Origin of the sequence: Pukyongiella litopenaei (assembly GCF_003008555.2) — a bacterium.
Classification (GTDB): Bacteria; Pseudomonadota; Alphaproteobacteria; order Rhodobacterales; family Rhodobacteraceae; genus Pukyongiella; species Pukyongiella litopenaei.
In genome coordinates, this window is sequence record NZ_CP027665.1 from 3,092,482 (window position 1) to 3,110,915 (window position 18,434).

Consider the following 18,434-nt stretch of genomic DNA (forward strand, 5'->3'; position numbering starts at 1 on the left):
TGGTCAGCGGACTACGGATAGACGATGTATCGATGCGCTTCGAACTGCCTGCCGGCGGGGCGGTCCAGGCGCTCAAGGACGTATCCCTGCACCTTCGGGAAGGCGAGTTGCTGAGCGTGCTCGGACCGTCGGGATGCGGCAAGACCACGCTGCTGAACATCGTCGCCGGGTTCCTGGCGCCGACATCGGGGCAGGTGGTGCTGAACGGACATGCGGTGAAGGGGCCGGATGCCGAACGCGGCATGGTGTTCCAGCAGGGCGCGCTGTTCGAATGGATGAACGTGCGGGAAAATGTCGGTTTCGGCCCCCGGATGAAGGGGATGCCCAAACGCGACAAGGCCGGGATCGTCGATCACCTGCTGGAAACCGTCGGGCTGGGGGAATTCAAAGACAAGGCGGTCTATGAACTGTCCGGCGGGATGCAGCAGCGGGTGGCGCTGGCGCGCTGCCTGGCCAATGACCCCGACGTCATCCTGATGGACGAACCGCTGGGCGCGCTGGACGCGCTGACCCGCGAAAAGATGCAGTCGCTGGTGCTGAAACTGTGGAAGGAGACCGGCAAGACGATCATCCTGATCACCCATTCGGTCGAAGAGGCGCTGCTGCTGGGGGAACGCCTGCTGGTCATGGCGCCGCGCCCCGGACGCATCCACCGCGAATACCGGCTGCCCTTTGCCGATCTGGGTGTCGGCCAGGACCTGCGCGAGGTCAAGAAACATCCCGACTTTGCCACGCGGCGCGAGGAGATACTGGGCATGATCTGGGACATGGAAGAAGAGATCATGGGCCGGGCGGAGGAGGGCGCATGATCCCCTTTGCGATCTATCTCGCGATTTTCGTCATCTCCTACCTGGTGGTGATGAAACTGGTGCATCATGCCGCGCGGCACGATTTCACCTCGCTCAAGACGGTGACCTTCGGCGACGAAAGCGCGGTGCGGTCGAACCGCGTCGCTTCGGTGATTTCCATCCTCACCCTGTTTCTGATGTGGGGCATGTTCACCGGCTCGTCGCTGGTGCCGTCCTTTCTGCACGCGCCCGGCCCCTTCGAGGGCGAAACCTCGTTCGAATACACCGCGCAGGCCTCCGATGGCGACCGCGACACGGCCACCGTCACCGTGCTGGTGCATCCCATCGACCAGGCGGCCGAGATGCCCGGCGTCGATCCGGGCGAGGGATGGGCGAAAAACGATGCCGCCACCGTGGGCGTCTGGCGCAGCGGGTTGATCCGGGTCGATGCCAATGACGACATCACCCGCGCGGACGGTGCCACGGTGGTGGCCGTGAACGGCCAGCCGATCAGCCCGGGCCAGAGCGTCGATATCGAGCATGGCCGCGTCGGCATGTCGCCCAAGGGCACGCTGAATTTCGAACCGGCCAAGGGCTGGCAGATGGAACCGATCTGGCTGCCGCCGCCCGAGGCGGTTCTGGGGCGCGTGGTCGAGATCGCCCGCGACGGCTTCCGCGGCTCGACGCTCTGGCAGCATCTCGGCTATTCGCTGTTCCGCGTCATCGTCGGGTTCGTGCTGGGGGCGCTGGTCGGCATCCCGCTGGGCTATGCGATGGGGCTGTCCGACTGGTTCCGCGGCTGGTTCGACCCGATCGTCGAATTCATGCGCCCGGTGCCGCCGCTGGCGCTGATACCGCTGGTGATCATCTGGGCCGGGATCGGCGAGGCGGGCAAGATCATCCTGCTGTTCCTGGCCGCGCTGTGGATCATGGCGATCGCGGCGCGGGCCGGGGTGTCGGGGGTGAGCATCTCGAAAGTGCACGCCGCCTATAGCCTTGGCGCCAGCAAGCGCCAGTTGATGCGCTATGTGATCGTGCCCAATTCCCTGCCCGAGATCTTTACCGGCGCCCGGGTGGCGATGGGGGTCTGCTGGGGCACCGTGGTGGCCGCCGAACTGGTGGCGGCGGAAAAGGGCGCCGGCATGATGATCATGGTCGCCTCCAAGTTCCAGAACACGGATATCGTGATCATGGGCATCATCCTGATCGGCATGATCGGCTTTGGGATCGACATGGCAATGCGCTGGGCCGAGCGGGTGCTCGTGCCCTGGAAAGGCCGGGTCTGATACCACCTTACGTTACGTCAATTTTCGGTTTGTTCTCCCAATGGTTGAAAAATGGACCGTATCGCGTATGTTGCCCGCGTGTGAGTGGTGGCGAGTATGGCGGGGCCCGGGACCTGCCGCGTTATCCGACACCCGATATCGGCCTGGATGCGGGCCTAACCCGTCCCCGTCGGGGAACGGGTTTCTCGTGATCCGGGCATGACGACCGCGCCGGACGCCAGCGACTGGCCGGACACGCTCCCGCCGGTGATCGACGCGCTGCACAGCGCCGAGTTCTTTCCCCGGATGACGCGATTTCTCGGCGGGCTGGCCCCGTTTTCCGGCATCTTCATCACCAGGCTGTTCCGTGACGCGCCGCCCCGGCATGTCTATGACACGGTGCGCATCGAACGCCGGGCGGCGGTGATCGACCAGTATCTCGACAGCGCCTACCTGCTCGATCCGTTCTATGACGCGTTCCGCAAGGGAAACGTGGATTGTGCGCACCGCCTGCGCGACGTGGCGCCCGACCGGTTCACGCGGTCCACATATTACCAGCACTATTACCGCAACATCGATCTGCGCGACGAACTCGGGCTTCTGCTGGCGCTGCCCGATGGCAGCGTCGCGTTCTACTCGATCGGCCGGCCGGGTCGCGAACGGCGGTTCTCGTCCCGGGCCTTGGCCGCGTTCCGGACCGCGCTGCCGCTGGTGACATCGCTGACCGCCAAGCACCTGTTGCACCAGCCGCGGCCCGATCTGCCCGGCCCGGCGCAGGTGATCGACGATGCGCTGATCGGGTTCGGCGCCGGGGTGCTGACCGCGCGCGAACGCGAGGTGGCCGAACTGATCCTGAAGGGACATTCCAGCGCGTCGATCTCGGACCGCACCGGCACCGCGGTGGGAACGGTCAAGATCCACCGCAAGAACCTCTATCGCAAGCTGGGGGTTTCATCGCAGTCCGAACTGTTCGCGTCGTTTCTCGGGCGTGTGCTGGCCGGTCGCGACGGGCCCTGACTACCCCCCGAGGGATATTTACCGATCCATCCGGATCGTTCTAACCTGTCTGCAACCAACGCGGGAGCGCCGCGGGACCGGAACGATCGAAGGGGGACAGCCGGACCATGCAGGAGAGCCAGGACGGAACGCCGGACGGACCAGACCGCACCGCGGTATCGGTTCGCGCGGTGACCAAGACCTTCGGGCAGGGCGCCGCCGCGGTCCATGCGTTGAAATCGGTTTCGATCGATATTCGCGAAAACGAGTTCTTCACGCTGCTGGGCCCGTCGGGATGTGGCAAGACCACGCTGCTGCGGCTGATCGCCGGGTTCGAACTGCCCGGCGACGGCACCATCGAACTGGACGGGGCGGACATCACGGCCCTGCCACCGCATCGCCGCCCGGTGAACACCGTGTTCCAGAACTATGCGTTGTTCCCGCATATGACGGTGGCCGAAAATATCGGGTTCGGCCTGAAGATGCTGGGGCGGCCGGCGGCGGATACCGACGACACCGTCGCCCGGATGCTGGCCCTTGTGCAGATGGAGCCGATGGCGCATCGGCGGACCGACCAGATCTCGGGCGGGCAGCAACAGCGGGTCGCGCTGGCGCGCGCGCTGGCCCCGGCGCCGAAGGTGCTGCTGCTGGACGAACCGCTGGCGGCGCTGGACCTGAAACTGCGCAAGGACATGCAGCTGGAGCTCAAGCGCCTGCAGCACGAAACCGGCATCACCTTCGTTTTCGTCACCCACGACCAGGAAGAAGCGCTGACCATGTCCGACCGTATCGCGGTGATGAACGCGGGCGAGATCCTGCAGGTCGGCGCACCCAATGAAATCTACGACCATCCGGCGCATCGGTTCGTTGCAGATTTCATAGGTGATATCAACATCATGAGCGGCGAAGTGAAAGCGTTGGGCGAAGATGCCGCAGAGATCGAACTGGCGCCGGGTTGCCGTGTTTCCGTTGCGCTGTCGGGCGGGACGATGGCCCCCGGCGACAGGGTGGATCTGGCGATCCGGCCCGAAAACGTGGCGCTGGCACCGGTCGGCGGCGCGGCGACACTGGGTGGCACCGTGGCCAATGTGGTCTATTTCGGCGCCGGCACCAGCGTGCATGTCACTCTGGATACCCTCACCGACTTCGTCCAGCCCTGCCCGCAGGAGGTGGTGGATCTCTACAACAAGATCTGGACCCGGCTGAAGCAGTAGGGCAAACGCGGCGCGGCGTCCGGGATGGCGCCGCGCCGGTCCTCGTCAGCAGTTGACCCGATGAGCACACCCGTTTCACCTCCGAAACCCAAGACGGCGCGTGACCTCGGCATCATGCAGGGGTTCCCGCCGCCTCCGGAAAAGCGCCCGACGCTCGAGAACTGGGACCTGCCGCCGTTCAACCGGTGGAGCTTCCAGAACGTGCGCAGCCTGTTTCCGACCGCCGAGGTCTGGCGCGGCACCGGGCCGGCGGACCCGTTTGGCGAGGATCTCCAGTCGCTGGACGGCATCCAGGTCGTGACGCTGGAAGGCGACCGGGTGCGGCTGGCGGATTTCCTGGCCGCGACCTATGCGGACGGGTTCCTGGTCTGTCACCGCGACCGGATCGTCTATGAACGCTATTTCAACGACATGGGCCCCGAAACGCCGCACCTGTCGCAATCGGTGGCCAAGTCGCTGGTCGGGCTGGTGGCGGGCGTGCTGGACGGACAGGGGCTGCTGGAGATGCACGCGCCGCTGGCGGATCTCGTGCCGGAACTGGCCGCCTGCGGCTATGCCCGCGCGACGCTGGCCCAGGCGCTCGACATGCAGACGGGCGTCCGGTTCACCGAGGATTACAACCTGCCGGGCAGCGACATGACCCGGATCGACATCGCGTCGGGCTGGCGGCCGGGGCCGGAGACCGGCGAACGCCCGACCATCCGCGACGTGATCCTGACCCTGCCCGCGATCCGGCCCCATGGCGAGCGGTTCGACTATCGCTCGATCGAAACCGACCTGGTGGCCTGGGTGCTGGAACGCGCCGCCGGCCGGTCGCTGGCGGAGCTGGTCAGCACGCTCATCTGGCAACCGGTGGGCGCCGAGCGCGACGCCTATTTCACCGTTGACGCAGCGGGCACGGCGCTGGCCGATGGCGGGTTCAACGCCACGCTGCGCGATTATGCGCGGCTGGGGCGGCTGGTGCTGAAGGACGGCCGCGCGATGGGCCGGCAGGTGGTGCCGCGTGACTGGATCGACGGGATGCGCCGGGGTGAGACCGCGAAATTCGGCGAGCCCTATTCGCTGCTGACCCCCAACGGTGCCTATCGCCGGTTCTGGTGGGTGCGCGACAATGACCGGGGCGACATCTCGGCGCGCGGCGTGTTCGGACAGATGATCCATGCCGATCCCGAGGCCGATCTGCTGGTGGTCAAGCTGTCGACCTGGCCCGACTACCTGATCCCGGCCTATACCGCCAATACCTACCGCGCCATCGACGCGATCCGCGTCGCGCTGGGCGCCTGAACCGGTCCGAATCGGGAGATTGCAGATGACACATGCCGATACCATCGTCACCAATGGCCGCGTCCTGACCATGGATGACACCATGCCCCGCGCCGAGGCGGTGGCGCTGGCCGCGGGGTGCATTCTCGCGGTCGGCGGCGCCGACGAGATCGCCGCGCTGGCGGGGGCGGCGACCGAGGTGATCGACGCCGGCGGCGGATCGGTCCTGCCGGGCTTTGTCGAAAGCCACCTGCACCTGTTCACCGGCGGCGCGGAACTGAATCACCTGCACCTCGATGGCTGCGATTCGGAACCCGGGCTGCGCCGGCTGCTGGGCGACTATGCGGCGCGGCGTCCCGACCTGCCGCTGGTGGTCGGGCAGGGGCCCGATTACGGCCTGTTCGCCGGGGTCGTGCCGCGGTTGTTGCTGGACGACATCGTCGCCGACCGGCCGGTCGCGCTGATGGCGCATGACCATCACACGGTCTGGGCCAACAGCGCGGCGCTGCGGGCGGCGGGGGTGCTGCACGGGCGCCAAACGCCCGACGGGCACGAGGTGGTGATGGGGGCCGACGGGCTCGCCACCGGCGAATTGCTGGAGCCCGAAGCCTATGGTCCGGTCCTCGCGCTCAGCGGCTATTTCCGGTCCATGCTGGGGCTGAGCACCGGGCGCGAGCCGGACCCGGCGCCGGATGCGGAGCAGCGCGCGTCCGATCTCGCCGATCTCGCGCGGGGACTGGCCCATGCCAATGCCGCCGGGATCACCTCGCTGGTGAACATGGACGGCAATTTCTACACGCTCGACCTGCTCGAGGAACTGCGGCGGCGCGGCGATCTGACCGCGCGGGTGCGGGTGCCGTTCCATTTCCTGCCCGAGATGGAGATGGCCGATCTCGATGCCGCCACCGAGATGACCGGGCGCTGGCAGGATGACTGGCTCTGTTCCGGCTTCGTCAAGATGTTCATGGATGGGGTGATCGACAGTGGGACAGCCTTCATGAAACACGATTACCCCGATCGGCCCGGCTGGCGCGCGCATGGCCGGTTCGAGGCCGACCGCTTTGCCCGGATCGCGACCGAGATCGACCGGCGCGGGTTGCAGATCGCGGTGCATTCGATTGGCGATGCCGCGACCGAACGGGTGCTGGACGGCTATGCCGCCGCGCGCCGTGCGAACGGCGACAGCGGGCTGCGTCACCGGGTGGAACATATCGAACTGATCGACCCGGCCGACATTCCGCGCCTGTCCGATCTCGGCCTGATCGCGTCGATGCAGCCGGCCCACGCGCCGGGATGCTGCGGCGTGCCCCATGAGCCGACGCTGACCAAGATCGGCCGGCCGCGCTGGAACGATGCCTTTGCCTGGCGCCGCATCGCCGACAGCGGCGCTGCGCTGGCGTTGGCCTCGGACTGGCCGGTGTCGGACATCTCGGTGCTGCGCGGCATTCACGCCGCGGTCACCCGCGAGGCCTGGTGCGACGACGTGCCGAACCAGCGGCTGACGCTGGACGAGGCCCTGCGCGGCTACACCATCGGCGGTGCCCATGCCGAACATTCCGAGGCGAAAAAGGGCAGCCTGAGCCCCGGCAAGCTGGCCGACCTGGTGATCCTCGATCGCGATATCGAGGCGGTCGACCCGGCGGAAATCGAACATATGCGGGTGCGGCGCACGATCTGCGGCGGGCGCACGGTGTTCACCGCTGCCTGAGCGGGCCCGCGTCAGCGCAGCCGCGACAGCAGGTCCCGCACTATCGGCCCCAGCCGCATCCGCAGGCCTTCGGGCAGCCGCCCATAGGCGCGGCGCAGCAGCCCGCGCGGCAGGGCGGGCGGGGCCAGCCCCGGTGTGCGCCGGTTGTCACGCGGCGACAGGTAGCCGCTGAACACCAGCCGGCCGTCGCGCTCGGCCTCGACCCCGATCCGCGCGGCCGGGTCGAGACCATCCGGCAGGTCGAACCGCAGCGTCGCCCGCCGGCGTGCCGGGGCATAGGCCAGCATCGCCGCGACCTCGATGCGCCCGTTGACCACCGCCGCCACCGGTTGCGGCGCCTTCGAGAACACATGCCGCATCCATGGCTCGTGCCGCGGGGCGGGGCGCAACTGCAGCTCGACCGAGCGCCCGGCGACCCGGGCCCGCAGCAACTGGCCGTACTCCTCGGCCACAAGTTCCGCTGGCAGCGTGCCGACCGGACGCCATGCCAGGCCTGCCTGCAGGGCATCCTCCTGCTTCGCGGCAAAGCCCGATGCCTCGCCCGGTGCCGGGCGGCGGGCCTCGGCCACGGCCCGGTGCATCCGGTCGTAGAAGGCCAGATGGGTTTCGGGGCTGTCGCCGCTGCCGGTCACAGGATCACCCCGCCGAAATCGAGGCCCGCCCGCACCGGGCCCTGGGTTTCGAACTGCGCCGCGTCGGCGGTCCAGGTGTGGTTGCGCACATCCGCGCGGCGCACCTGGACATAGTTGAACGGATCGGCGGTCAGCAGCCGGCGCCCGTTTTCCTCGGCGGTGGTCAGGAACAGCACATCGGCATAGCCGCGCACGTCCTCGGGGAAATGACCGGACCCGGCGCGGGCCAGGATGGTGCTGCCGGTCAGGAACACCGCCTTGCGGTCGCGGGCCTCGAAGTTGCGCACCACCAGCTTCTCGGTTTCCTCCAGCCAGGCAAAGACCGCCGCTTTCCCTGCAATGTCGAAATCCGCGTATTTGCGCTGCAACAGGAGATCGGACAGGTAATGCGGCCCATAGATATCGTCATCGTCGATCTTGGCCCAGTAGTCGGCGCCGGACTGGTCGATGCCGAAATTCATGCAATAGCCGATGCTCTTGTCGCCGGGGATCGCGGTCAGCTGCGCGGCCGGGTGGTCGGCCACCTGCCGGGCGATGTCGCCGGGAACCGACACGCCGTTGGCCACGATGGTCAGCTGCCAGTTGCGATGGACCTGCGCCTCCATCATGCGCAGCGCATGCGGGATCAGTTCGGGCCGGATCGTGGGCATGACCACGTTCACGCCGGGATCGAGCGGCGCGGTGCTGCGCACGGGCTTGCCGAAATGCTCCAGCAGCGCGGCGATGCCTTCGAACCAGCTGTGCCGGGCCACCGCGTCGCGCCAGCCCAGGTGCTGGGCGGCGGCGGCTCCGATCCGGTCGCGCATCAGCCAGTGGATCAGCGCGTTCAGCCCGGCGGGGGTGTCGGCGGTGGCAGCACCCGCCAGCCTGCCATCCTCGGCCAGCACCAGCGCCTTGGCCGCGGCCGCTTCGAGCTGACGCTGCCGGGCATGTCGCGGCCGGTTGCCGGTCAGGGCGGTCGGCAGGATATAGCCCTCGGCAAACTTCAGCAGGTTGGCGAGCGGCTGCCCGCGCAACGGACCCAGCGCCCGCCGCTGCATCCGTGGCGGAAACCGGCGATTGTTGTTGCGCAGGTCATAGGAGCTGTCGAGCAGCCACCAGTTATAGTCGAACAGCGCCTCGAACCGGTCGGCGAAGGCCTCGGGATCGTCACGCGCGCCGATTTCGTGGCAACCATCCACCGCAAGGCTCAGATAGCGGCCCCAGGGGACATGGGCGGCGAGGTCGTCGATCACCGGGTTGAACAGCTTGACATCCACGCAGGGCGGTATCGCGACCGTATCGGGGTCGCTGGCGTCGGCGCCGGGTGGCACGACCACCAGATCGACGGCGCCGCGCAGATGGGCGAAATGCGGCAGCGCCGCGGCTTCCTCGTTGATCCAGAGCACGACCGGCACCTCATGGTCCCGCGCCCGCGCGATCAGCGCGTGCAGATGCGCACCATCATCGCCCATGCCCAGCAATCCGCGCCGCCACGGATCGTCCTGCCGCATGATCCGGCCTTCGACCAGCAGCAGGTCCAGCCCGGTCCAGGCGATGGTTGCATCCGGTGCGTCGGGTGCGATCACCGTGACATCGGCATATTTCGCCAGCATATCCGCGAACCCGCCAGTGCCGATGATGCCGATGCGGTTGGTCAGCGCCAGCGACGAGGGGCGTGACATTTCCCGCGCCAGGAACCCGTGCGGCAGGCTTCTGGAGGGCAGGTCATCGGCCACTTCGCGCATGAACCTGGCCCGGGCGGAATTCGCCGCGGGTTCGCCGCTGTTGCCGGTTGCCGTTTTGCCGTCCATTGGTGCCTTGTGTTCCGTCCGCCGCGTCGGACCCCACCTAGCGCGGCGGAAAACCCGGTTGCAACCGTGGAATGGCCCGGCGGACGGGGCCGGTTGCCACTAGGCGCCCGCCCGCGACCCGCCGCCGCGCCGAAACCCGCCCTTGATGAATTCCCGCAGCCCCTGCATGACCACATAGAGCACCGGCACCAGCACCACGCCCACGACCGTCGCCGCCAGCATGCCGCCGAAGACGGCGATGCCGATCGCTTTCTGGCTTGCCGCGCCGGCGCCCGATGCCACGAGCAGCGGCACCACCCCCAGCAGAAAGGCCAGCGCCGTCATCATCACCGCGCGGAACCGCTGTTTCGCCCCTTCCATCGCGGCCTCGCGGATGCTGGCCCCGGCGGCGCGCTGCTCCATCGCGAACTCGACGATCAGGATCGCGTTTTTCGAGGCCAGCCCGATCAGCATGATCATCCCGATCTGGGTATAGAGATTGATGTCGCTGCCGCTGACCGCCACCGCCGCGAGCGCCCCGAACAGGGCCACCGTGACCGACAGCAGGATCCCCACGGGCATGGTCCAGCTTTCATATTGCGCCACGAGGAACAGGTAGCCGAACACCACCGCCAGGGCGAGGATGACGGTGACCATGCCCGATGTGGCCAGTTGCTGCTGCGCGGTGCCGGTCCATTCGAACCCGTAGCCGGGCGGCAGCGCGGTGCGGCTCTCTTCCTGCAAGACCCGGATCGTGTCGCCGGTGGACAGGCCCTGGGCGGGCACCGCGGTCACCGTTGCGGCGCGGAACATGTTGTAGCGGTTCAGCAGCACCGGCCCCAGTTCGTTGCTGACCTCGATCAGGGTCCGCATCGGCACCATCTCGCCCGGCTGCGAGCGCACATAGAGCGCGTCGAGATCCTCGACCCGGTCGCGATGGCTGCCGGCGGCCTGGATTATCACGCGATAGACCCGCCCGAACAGGTTGAAGTCATTCACATAATAGCTGCCCATATAGGCCTGCAGCGTCTGGAACACCTCGGCCACCGATACCTTGAGCAGCTGCGCCTTTTCCCGGTCGAGATCGACAAACACCTTGGGCACGTTGGCGCGGAAGGTGGTATAGGCCTGCCCGATTTCGGCCCGCTGGTTGGCCGCATAGACCAGCGATCCCAGCGCCGCCGACAGGTCCTGCGGGGTTCCCCCGCCGGTCTGCTGCACCTTCATCTCGACGCCCGCGCTCATGCCCAGCCCGCTGATCGGCGGCGGGTTGAAGGCGATGACGCTGGCGGCGGCCTCCTGGTCGGCGATGGCCATCAGCTGCCGCAGGATGCCGCTGGCGCTCAGTTCCGGCGTGGTCCGGTCGCCCCAGGGATCGAGGTTGACGATGATCATCGCCACGTTCGACCCCGCACCGTTCAGCAGGCTGAAGCCGTTCACCAGCACGGTATTGGCCACGCCGTCGATATCGAGGATCTGGGCGTCGAGCCGTCCGGTCACGGTTTCCGTGCGCGCCAGCGCGGCGGCATCCGGCAGCTGCACGTCGACAAAGACATAGCCATTGTCCTCGAGCGGCAGGAACCCGGCGGGCAGGGCCTTCATCAGGCCACCCGACCCGATGATCAGCGCGGCGATGATCGCCACCCCCAGGATCGGCAGCCGCACCAGGCGCCGCACCACCGCCACATAGCCGCTGCGCATCCCCTCGATACCCCGGTCGAACACCGCCATCAGGCCCCTGGGCGGGCCGGATCGCGCCTTCAGCACCAGCGCGCACAGGGCCGGGGACAGGGTCAGCGCGTTGATCGACGAGATCAGCACCGACACCGAGATCGTGACGGCGAACTGGGAATAGAGCCGCCCCGAGATCCCCGGCATGAAGGTGACCGGCACGAAGACCGCCAGCAGCACCAGCGTTGTGGCGATCACCGGCCCGGTGATCTGCCCCATCGCCTTGCGGGTGGCCTCGGCCGGGGGCAGCCCTTCCTCGGCGATGATCCGTTCGACATTCTCGACCACCACGATGGCGTCATCGACCACGATGCCGATGGCAAGCACCAGCGCGAACAGAGACACCGTGTTCAGCGACATGCCGAAGGCGAGCAGGAAGGCAAAGGTGCCGATCAGCGAAACCGGGATCGCCACCGCCGGTATCAGCGTCGCGCGAACGCTGCCCAGAAAGACGAAGACCACGCTGATCACCAGCACGAAGGTCATCATCAGCGTGGTGATCACGTCCTCGAGCGAGGTTTCGACGAACCGGGTGGAATCGAACGGAACCTCATATTCAACGTCATCGGGAAAGGTCGCGGAGAGCCGGTCCAGTTCGGTCCTGACCCGTTCGGCGACCGCCAGCGCGTTGGCCCCCGGCGCCTGGTAGACCGCCAGCACGGTGGCCGGCTGCGATTTGAACCGGCCGGATGCGTTGTAGTAATTCGCGCCCAGTTCCACCTCGGCCACGTCGCGGATGCGCACGATGCTGCCCGCATCGCCGGTGCGCACCACGATGTCGCCGAATTCCCGGGCGCTGGTCAGGCGGCCCTTGGACTTGATCGTGTACTGGAACTGCTGGCCCTCGGGTACCGGCGGGGCGCCGATCTGGCCGGCGGACACTTCCAGGTTCTGGTCGCGGATCGCCGCGATCAGGTCGCCCGGCGTGATCCCCAGGCTGGCCATGTGGTCCGGATCCATCCACATGCGCATCGCATAGGCGAAATCGGTCAGGACCTCGGCCTTGCCAACGCCCGCCACCCGCGCCAGCGCATCCTTGAGATTGATCGACGCGTAGTTGGACAGGAATACCTCGTCATAGGTGCCGCCCGGCGATGACAGGGTGATCACCAGCAGCATGTTGGTGGACGATTTCTGTGTGACCACGCCCGACGATGTCACCTCGGTCGGCAGGCTGGCCATCGCCTGCGCGACCCGGTTCTGCACGTTCACCGACGCGATGTCGGGATCGGTGCCGACCTCGAAGGTGACCGACAGCGAATAGGATCCGGTATCGGTGCTGTCGGACGACATGTAGATCATGTCGTCGACGCCGTTGACCTGCGCCTCGATCGGCGCGGCAACCGTGTTTTCGACCGTTTCCGAACTGGCGCCGGTATAGCTGGCCGAGACATTGACCACCGGCGGCGTGATGTTGGGGAACTGTTCGACCGGCAGCACGCGATAGGCGATGCCGCCCATGATCGTCAGCACCAGCGAAATCACCAGGGCCAGTTTCGGGCGGGTGATGAAGAGGCTCGAGAACATCCGCTCAGCCTTCGCTGGCCCGGCCGGACAGGACCGCGTCGACCTTCACACCTGGCCGCACGCGCTGCAGCCCCTCGACGATCACGCTTTCGCCCTCTCGCAGTCCCTCCTCGACCACCACGGCGGTTCCCACCTGCTGGCCCAGCGTCACATAGCGCTGTTCGACCATCTGTTCGGGGCTGATCGCGAGCACGAAATCGCCGCGCTGGTCGCGCTGGATGGATTCCTGCGGGATCAGCAGCGCATGGGTGGGCTGCACCGCCTCGATGCGCACCCGGACATAGGCCCCGTCGACCAGCAGCTGCGGATCGTTGTCGAACTGCGCCAGCATCGAGATCGTGCCGGTCTGCGGAGAAATCCGGTTGTCCACGAACACGATCTCGCCGGGATCGGCCATGTCCGACCCGTTGGGCAGGGTCACATAGACATCCGGCTTGCGCTCGCTCTTCGTCAGGTCGGCGGTGTCGGTCGACAGTTTCTCGAGGATCGAGGACAGTTGCTTTTCGGACAGGGAAAACCGAACGAACATCGGCGCCTGCCGGACCAGCGTGACCAGCGGCCCGGTCGAGGGGCTGACCAGTTCGCCGGTGCTGGCATTGTTGCGGCCGATCTTGCCGTCGAAGGGCGCGTGGATGTCGGTATAGCTCAGTTCGAGCTCGGCCTTCCGGATCGCCGCATGGGCCGCCTTCACGTCGGCTTCGGCGGCCAGTTCGTTGGCCCGGGCCAGGTCGCGTTCGGATTCGGGCGACGAGCCGCGCGCAAGAAGCTCGGATTTCCGGTCCAGTTCGATCCGGGCCAGGTCGAGCTGCGCCTCGGCCTTGCTCAGATCGGCCTGGCGGGCGGACAGGCTGGCCTCGTAGCTGTCGCGCTCAATGCGGTAGAGAAGGTCGCCTTCCTTCACGCTGGCCCCGTCTTCCACCGCCACCTCGTCGACGAATCCGCTGACCCGGGCGACGATATCGACCCTGTCCACGGCTTCGGCGCGGCCGATGAACACCGCCTCTTCGGTGATATCATCGGTATAGGCCGCGGCAACGGTCACTTTCGGAGCCGCCGTTTCGGCGGTGTCGTCCTGGGCCTGCGCCGCGAACGGTCGCGCCAGCGCCAGCATGGCCAGGGTTGCAAAGATCAGGCTTGGTCTTGCGCTCAGCGTCACCGGCTCGTCCTTCCGTTGGGGTCCCCTGACCGAACATGCCGTCAGAGCGGGTATCCGGTCCAGAAAAACTTGTGGTTGCAGACGCGGCGCGTGGACGCGTCACCCGGTGCCCCAGGTGTCCGACAGCCGGTAACCGCCCGGCCACGGATCGTCGGGGTCGAGCAGGTGCTGATGGGTGCCGGTGATCCAGCCGCGCCCGGAAACCTCGGGGATGATCGCCGGCGCGCCCGCGACCTCGGCCATCTCCGCGATGCGCCCGGCAAAGGTCGACCCGATGATCGACCGCGCCTCCAGCACCTGGCCCCGGCGCATGATCCCGCGCCGCGCCAGCACCGCCATGCGCGCCGACAGCGCGGTGCCCGTGGGCGAACGGTCGACCTTGCCGGGCCGGATCGCCACCGCGGACCGGGCCGCAAACCCGTCGGGCGTATCCCGCAGCGCCCCGGCGAACAGGCAGAATGAGATATGCGCCCAGTCGGGGTTCTCCGGGTGCGAAAACCCGATCTGTTCATTGGCGGCGGCGGTGATCTTGACGCCGGTTTCCGCGATTGCGCGGGCCTCCTCCGGTTCGATCGCAAACCCGGCGGCCTGCGCGTCGACGATCACGAAACTGTCGCCGCCAAAGGCCGTGTCGACCCGCAACGTGCCGATCCCGTCGATCTCGAGCGGCATGTCGAGCGCCTGCGCAAAGGATGCAACGTTGCGCAGGGTGATGCGCCGGGCCTTGCCGTCGCGGCAGTCCGCGCGGACCCGCACCAGCCCCGCAGGCGCCTCCAGCAGCAATTCGGTGACCGGTTCGGTCATCGGCAGGATGCCCGCGTCCAGCAGCACGGTCGCCACGCAGATCGTGTTCGACCCGGACATGGGCGGCGTGTCCTCGGGTTCCATGATGATGAAGGCCGCATCGGCGCGCGGGTCTTTGGGCGGCACCAGCAGGTTCACATGGCGGAACACCCCGCCGCGCGGTTCGTTCAGCACGAAGTCGCGCAGGGTTCCGTCGCGGGCGATATGGCTGCGCTGATCCCACAGCGTGTCCCCCGGTGGCGGGGCGACGCCGCCCACGATCACGTCGCCCACCTCGCCCTCGGCATGGGCAGAGATGACGTGGATGCTGCGGCTGCTGCGCATGGCGTGTCCTTTTGTTCCGGCCCCGAGCCTGCGCCGCCCCGGCCGTGCCGTCAATCGCGCTCAGAACCGGTCCGCGCGAAATGGCGCGGCATCGACCGGCGGGGTCTGCCCGTCGATCAGGTCGCAGATCAGGCGGCCCGTTCCCGCCGACTGGGTCAGCCCGAGATGGCCGTGGCCGAAGGCCAGGAACACGTCCGCCGGTCCGGCCGGCCCGATCACCGGCAGGCTGTCGGGCAGCGAGGGGCGAAATCCCATCCATTCGGTGCCGCCGGACGTGTCGAGCCCCGGCAGGAACGCGCGGGCCTTGTCCAGCAGCGCGCGGGCGCGTTTCGGATGTGGCGGACGCTCGAGCCCGCCCAGTTCGACCGCGCCGCCCACGCGGATGCCGCTGCCGATCGGGCTGGTGACGAAACCATGTGCCTCGAAGGTAATCGGCATCCGCAGGCCGATGCTGTTGCCGGGCAGGGTGGTGTTGTAGCCGCGTTCGGTGTCGAGCGGGATGTGCAGCCCGAGATCGTGCAGCAGCAGGTGCGACCAGGCCCCGGCGGCGACCAGGATTTTCTCGGCGTGCAGGGTTTCGCCCCCTGCAAGCTGCGCCGCCGGTCCGGCTGTTCCGGCCAGCAAGCCCTCTACCGTGCCGACCCGCCACAGGCCACCGCGCGCCAGGAATGCGGCGTGCAGGCGCTCCACATAGCGGCGCGGGTCGTCGATGCTCCACCAATGGGTGGTAAAGATGCCATGCGCAAAGCGGGAATGCAGGCCGGGCTGGACCGTGGCCAGAGCCTCGGCCCCGTCGAGAAACCGGCAATCCATGCCGAACCGGCCCCGTTCCTCCCAGTCCTTGCGGGCCGCCGCGAAATGCCGGGCGCGGTCATAGACCGACAGGTGGCCGCGTTCGCGCAGCAGGTTCCGCGTGCCGGTCGCGTCGAGAAAGGGTTTCAGTTCGTCCCGCGACAGCAGGTTCAGCGCCGCCAGTGCCTGCCGGCTCGCGCGCACCCGCGCCGGGTGGGCGGCCAGCGCAAAGCGCAGCAGCCAGGGCGCCCGTTTCGGCAACTCGCCCGGCGGCACCGACAGCGGACCCAGCGGATCGAGCAGCCATCGCGGTGCCGACCGCAGGGTGGCGGGGGCGGCCATCGGTTCGATCTCGGAGAAGGCCAGCCCGCCCGCATTGCCGCGCGAGGCGCCCGCCGCCGGTCCCGACCGGTCGATCAGGATCACCCGCCGCCCGCGCGCCTGCGCCATCAGCGCCGCCGTGACCCCGATCACGCCGGCGCCGATCACCAGCAGGTCGGCGCGATCCGCCATTGTCGGTGTCAGTCCGCGCCTTCGGGGAAATGACAGGCCGCCGCATGGGCGTCACCGGTCAGCACCGGGCGGTCGGACCGGCAGATATCCTGCACCTTCCAGCATCGCGGCGCGAACGGGCAGCCCGGCGGCACCGCCAGCGGCGAGGGCAGTTCGCCGGTCAGCTTGATCCGTTCCTTGCGCCCCTTCGGATCGGCGCGCGGCGTCGCCGACAGCAGCGCCTTGGTATAGGGGTGGCGCGGCGCGGCGAACACGGCCTCGGTGGAGCCGGTTTCGACCGCCTGTCCCAGATACATCACGATGATGTCGTCCGCCACATGGCGAACCACGCTGAGATCGTGGCTGATGAACAGGTAGGCCAGCCCCATCCGTTCCTGGAGATCCACCAGCAGGTTGAGGATCGCGCTCTGGATCGACACGTCGAGCGCCGAGACCGGTTCGTCCAGCACCAGCACCTTGGGGTCCAGCATCAGCGCGCGTGCGATGGCGATGCGCTGGCGCTGCCCGCCCGAGAACATATGCGGGTAGCGGTCGAAATGCTCGGGCCGCAGGCCGACCATCGCGATCATCTCGCGGGCGCGGGCCTCGCGGTCGGCCGCGGACAGGTCGGGGCGGTTGATCGCCAGCGGCTCCATCAGGATGGTGCCGATGCGCTGGCGCGGGTTGAGCGAGCCGTAGGGATCCTGGAACACGATCTGCACATCGGTGCGCAGCGACGGCCAGTTGGCCGGGATCACCGGTTCGCCGTCCAGCGTCAGGTCGCCCGCGGTCGGTTCCTCGATCATCGTCACCATGCGCGCCAGCGTCGATTTTCCGCAGCCGGATTCACCCACCACCGCCAGCGTGCGCCCGGCAAACAGGTTGAAATCCACCCGCGCCACCGCCTTGACGGTGCCGGGTTTGGAAAACAGCCCGCCGCCCACCTCGTAGTGGCGTGCCAGCCCGGTTGCGGTCATCACAGGCGCGGTCATGACACGGCCCTTTCCTCGGCGTTGAGCGGATAGTGGCAGCGGGCGCGGCCCAGCGCGTCGCTGCACGGGGCGGGCGCCTCGGAACGGCACCGGTCGTCGGCATATTGGCAACGCGGCGAAAACAGGCAGCCCCGGGGCCGGTCGAACTGACCCGGCACCACGCCGGGAATGGTCGGCAGCCGCTTTTCGGTGGCCCGTTCCGGCAGCGCGTTCAGCAGCGCCGCCGCATAGGGGTGGTGCGGGGTCTCGAACAGGGGCGCGACCGGTTGTTCCTCGATCTTCTGGCCCGCGTATTGCACGCTGACCCGTTCGGCGGTTTCCGCGACCACGCCCATGTCATGGGTGATCAGCACCAGCCCCATGCCTGTATCCTCGACCAGCTGCGTCAGCAGATCGAGGATCTGCGCCTGGATCGTCACGTCGAGCGCGGTGGTGGGCTCGTCCGCGATCAGCAGCTTGGGGTTGCAGGAGATCGCCATCGCGATCATCACGCGCTGGTTCATCCCGCCAGAGAGCTGATGCGGAAAGGCCGACAGCCGGCGCTCCGGGTCGGGAATGCCCACCTGTTCGAACAGCTCCACCGCGCGGGCGTGGCGGGCGGACCGGTCGAGACCGAGGTGGAACCGCAGCGCCTCCTTGATCTGCCAGCCGACGGTAAAGCAGGGGTTGAGCGACGACATCGGTTCCTGGAAGATCATCGCCAGGTCCTTGCCGACGATCTTGCGCCGGTCGGCGGCCGTCAGGGTCGCCAGGTCATGCCCATCGAATGTCATCTCGTCGGCGGTCACGGTGGCAGTCCATGGCAGCAGCCCCATCAGCGCCAGCATCGACACCGATTTGCCGGACCCGGATTCGCCGACGATGGCGAGGATCTCGCCCCGGTCGACATCGACATCCACCGCGTCCACCGCCCGGAACCGGCCCGAGGAGGTGGCGAATTCGACGCTGAGGTTACGGATGCGTAGCAGGCTCATGGCG

14 protein-coding genes are annotated in these 18,434 nt (G+C 67.8%); 6 read left to right on the top strand and 8 right to left on the bottom strand.

The features are described 5' to 3' along the window. Positions 1–32: 32 nt before the first annotated feature. The 6 genes from C6Y53_RS15295 (at position 33) to C6Y53_RS15320 (ending at position 7,234) form a co-directional block, all read left to right on the top strand. Entirely contained in the window at positions 33–809 is a 777-nt protein-coding gene (locus C6Y53_RS15295; protein WP_106473223.1) for an ATP-binding cassette domain-containing protein, read from the top strand. Beyond that, positions 806–2,074 carry an ABC transporter permease subunit gene (locus C6Y53_RS15300; protein WP_106473224.1) on the top strand — a complete coding sequence of 423 codons (1,269 nt, stop codon included), beginning with the start codon at positions 806–808 and terminating at the stop codon, positions 2,072–2,074. The genes C6Y53_RS15295 and C6Y53_RS15300 overlap by 4 nt, the downstream gene beginning before the upstream one ends. 198 nt (positions 2,075–2,272) lie before the next feature. Then, positions 2,273–3,070 (top strand): helix-turn-helix transcriptional regulator, encoded by a 798-nt coding sequence (locus C6Y53_RS15305; protein ID WP_106473225.1) that lies wholly within the window; start codon positions 2,273–2,275, stop codon positions 3,068–3,070. A gap of 107 nt (positions 3,071–3,177) precedes the next feature. Beyond that, positions 3,178–4,263: an ABC transporter ATP-binding protein gene (locus C6Y53_RS15310; protein ID WP_106473226.1), complete on the top strand. Its 1,086-nt coding sequence runs from the start codon at positions 3,178–3,180 to the stop codon at positions 4,261–4,263. A 60-nt stretch (positions 4,264–4,323) separates the two neighbouring features. Next, on the top strand, positions 4,324–5,547 hold the full coding sequence (locus tag C6Y53_RS15315) for a serine hydrolase domain-containing protein (protein ID WP_211299403.1): 1,224 nt from the start codon (positions 4,324–4,326) through the stop codon (positions 5,545–5,547). Between the two features lie 25 nt (positions 5,548–5,572). Beyond that, the gene (locus C6Y53_RS15320; protein ID WP_106473228.1) at positions 5,573–7,234 is read left to right on the top strand and encodes an amidohydrolase; all 1,662 of its coding nucleotides are present in this window, start codon (positions 5,573–5,575) and stop codon (positions 7,232–7,234) included. An 11-nt stretch (positions 7,235–7,245) separates the two neighbouring features. Here the strand turns inward: C6Y53_RS15320 and C6Y53_RS15325 are convergent, their stop codons facing one another. The 8 genes from C6Y53_RS15325 to C6Y53_RS15360 form a co-directional block, all read right to left on the bottom strand. Continuing rightward, positions 7,246–7,866 (bottom strand): hypothetical protein, encoded by a 621-nt coding sequence (locus tag C6Y53_RS15325; RefSeq protein ID WP_106473229.1) that lies wholly within the window; start codon positions 7,864–7,866, stop codon positions 7,246–7,248. Then, positions 7,863–9,659 (bottom strand): glycosyltransferase family A protein, encoded by a 1,797-nt coding sequence (locus C6Y53_RS15330; RefSeq protein ID WP_106473230.1) that lies wholly within the window; start codon positions 9,657–9,659, stop codon positions 7,863–7,865. Before C6Y53_RS15330 ends, C6Y53_RS15325 begins: the two co-directional genes overlap by 4 nt. 99 nt (positions 9,660–9,758) lie before the next feature. After that, the gene (locus tag C6Y53_RS15335) at positions 9,759–12,896 is read right to left on the bottom strand and encodes an efflux RND transporter permease subunit (RefSeq protein ID WP_106473231.1); all 3,138 of its coding nucleotides are present in this window, start codon (positions 12,894–12,896) and stop codon (positions 9,759–9,761) included. Positions 12,897–12,900: 4 nt separating this feature from the next. Next, positions 12,901–14,052 (bottom strand): efflux RND transporter periplasmic adaptor subunit, encoded by a 1,152-nt coding sequence (locus C6Y53_RS15340; RefSeq protein ID WP_244614851.1) that lies wholly within the window; start codon positions 14,050–14,052, stop codon positions 12,901–12,903. 99 nt (positions 14,053–14,151) lie between these two features. Beyond that, positions 14,152–15,180, bottom strand: a complete 1,029-nt coding sequence (locus tag C6Y53_RS15345; protein WP_106473233.1) for a trans-3-hydroxy-L-proline dehydratase — start codon at positions 15,178–15,180, stop codon at positions 14,152–14,154. A 60-nt stretch (positions 15,181–15,240) separates the two neighbouring features. After that, positions 15,241–16,485, bottom strand: a complete 1,245-nt coding sequence (locus tag C6Y53_RS15350; protein WP_106473234.1) for an NAD(P)/FAD-dependent oxidoreductase — start codon at positions 16,483–16,485, stop codon at positions 15,241–15,243. A gap of 8 nt (positions 16,486–16,493) precedes the next feature. After that, positions 16,494–17,456, bottom strand: coding sequence for an ABC transporter ATP-binding protein (locus tag C6Y53_RS15355; protein ID WP_106473235.1), 963 nt, complete (start codon positions 17,454–17,456; stop codon positions 16,494–16,496). Further along, positions 17,453–18,430 (bottom strand): ABC transporter ATP-binding protein, encoded by a 978-nt coding sequence (locus tag C6Y53_RS15360; protein ID WP_106473236.1) that lies wholly within the window; start codon positions 18,428–18,430, stop codon positions 17,453–17,455. The genes C6Y53_RS15355 and C6Y53_RS15360 overlap by 4 nt, the downstream gene beginning before the upstream one ends. Between the last annotated feature and the right edge of the window lie 4 nt (positions 18,431–18,434).

Coding starts and splice junctions, on each gene's coding strand:
- C6Y53_RS15295 (WP_106473223.1), top strand. CDS start 33: ATGCGCTTCGAACTGCCTGCCGGCGGGGCGGTCCAGGCGCTCAAGGAC.
- C6Y53_RS15300 (WP_106473224.1), top strand. CDS start 806: ATGATCCCCTTTGCGATCTATCTCGCGATTTTCGTCATCTCCTACCTG.
- C6Y53_RS15305 (WP_106473225.1), top strand. CDS start 2,273: ATGACGACCGCGCCGGACGCCAGCGACTGGCCGGACACGCTCCCGCCG.
- C6Y53_RS15310 (WP_106473226.1), top strand. CDS start 3,178: ATGCAGGAGAGCCAGGACGGAACGCCGGACGGACCAGACCGCACCGCG.
- C6Y53_RS15315 (WP_211299403.1), top strand. CDS start 4,324: ATGAGCACACCCGTTTCACCTCCGAAACCCAAGACGGCGCGTGACCTC.
- C6Y53_RS15320 (WP_106473228.1), top strand. CDS start 5,573: ATGACACATGCCGATACCATCGTCACCAATGGCCGCGTCCTGACCATG.
- C6Y53_RS15330 (WP_106473230.1), bottom strand. CDS start 9,659: ATGGACGGCAAAACGGCAACCGGCAACAGCGGCGAACCCGCGGCGAAT.
- C6Y53_RS15335 (WP_106473231.1), bottom strand. CDS start 12,896: ATGTTCTCGAGCCTCTTCATCACCCGCCCGAAACTGGCCCTGGTGATT.
- C6Y53_RS15345 (WP_106473233.1), bottom strand. CDS start 15,180: ATGCGCAGCAGCCGCAGCATCCACGTCATCTCTGCCCATGCCGAGGGC.
- C6Y53_RS15350 (WP_106473234.1), bottom strand. CDS start 16,485: ATGGCGGATCGCGCCGACCTGCTGGTGATCGGCGCCGGCGTGATCGGG.
- C6Y53_RS15355 (WP_106473235.1), bottom strand. CDS start 17,456: ATGACCGCGCCTGTGATGACCGCAACCGGGCTGGCACGCCACTACGAG.
- C6Y53_RS15360 (WP_106473236.1), bottom strand. CDS start 18,430: ATGAGCCTGCTACGCATCCGTAACCTCAGCGTCGAATTCGCCACCTCC.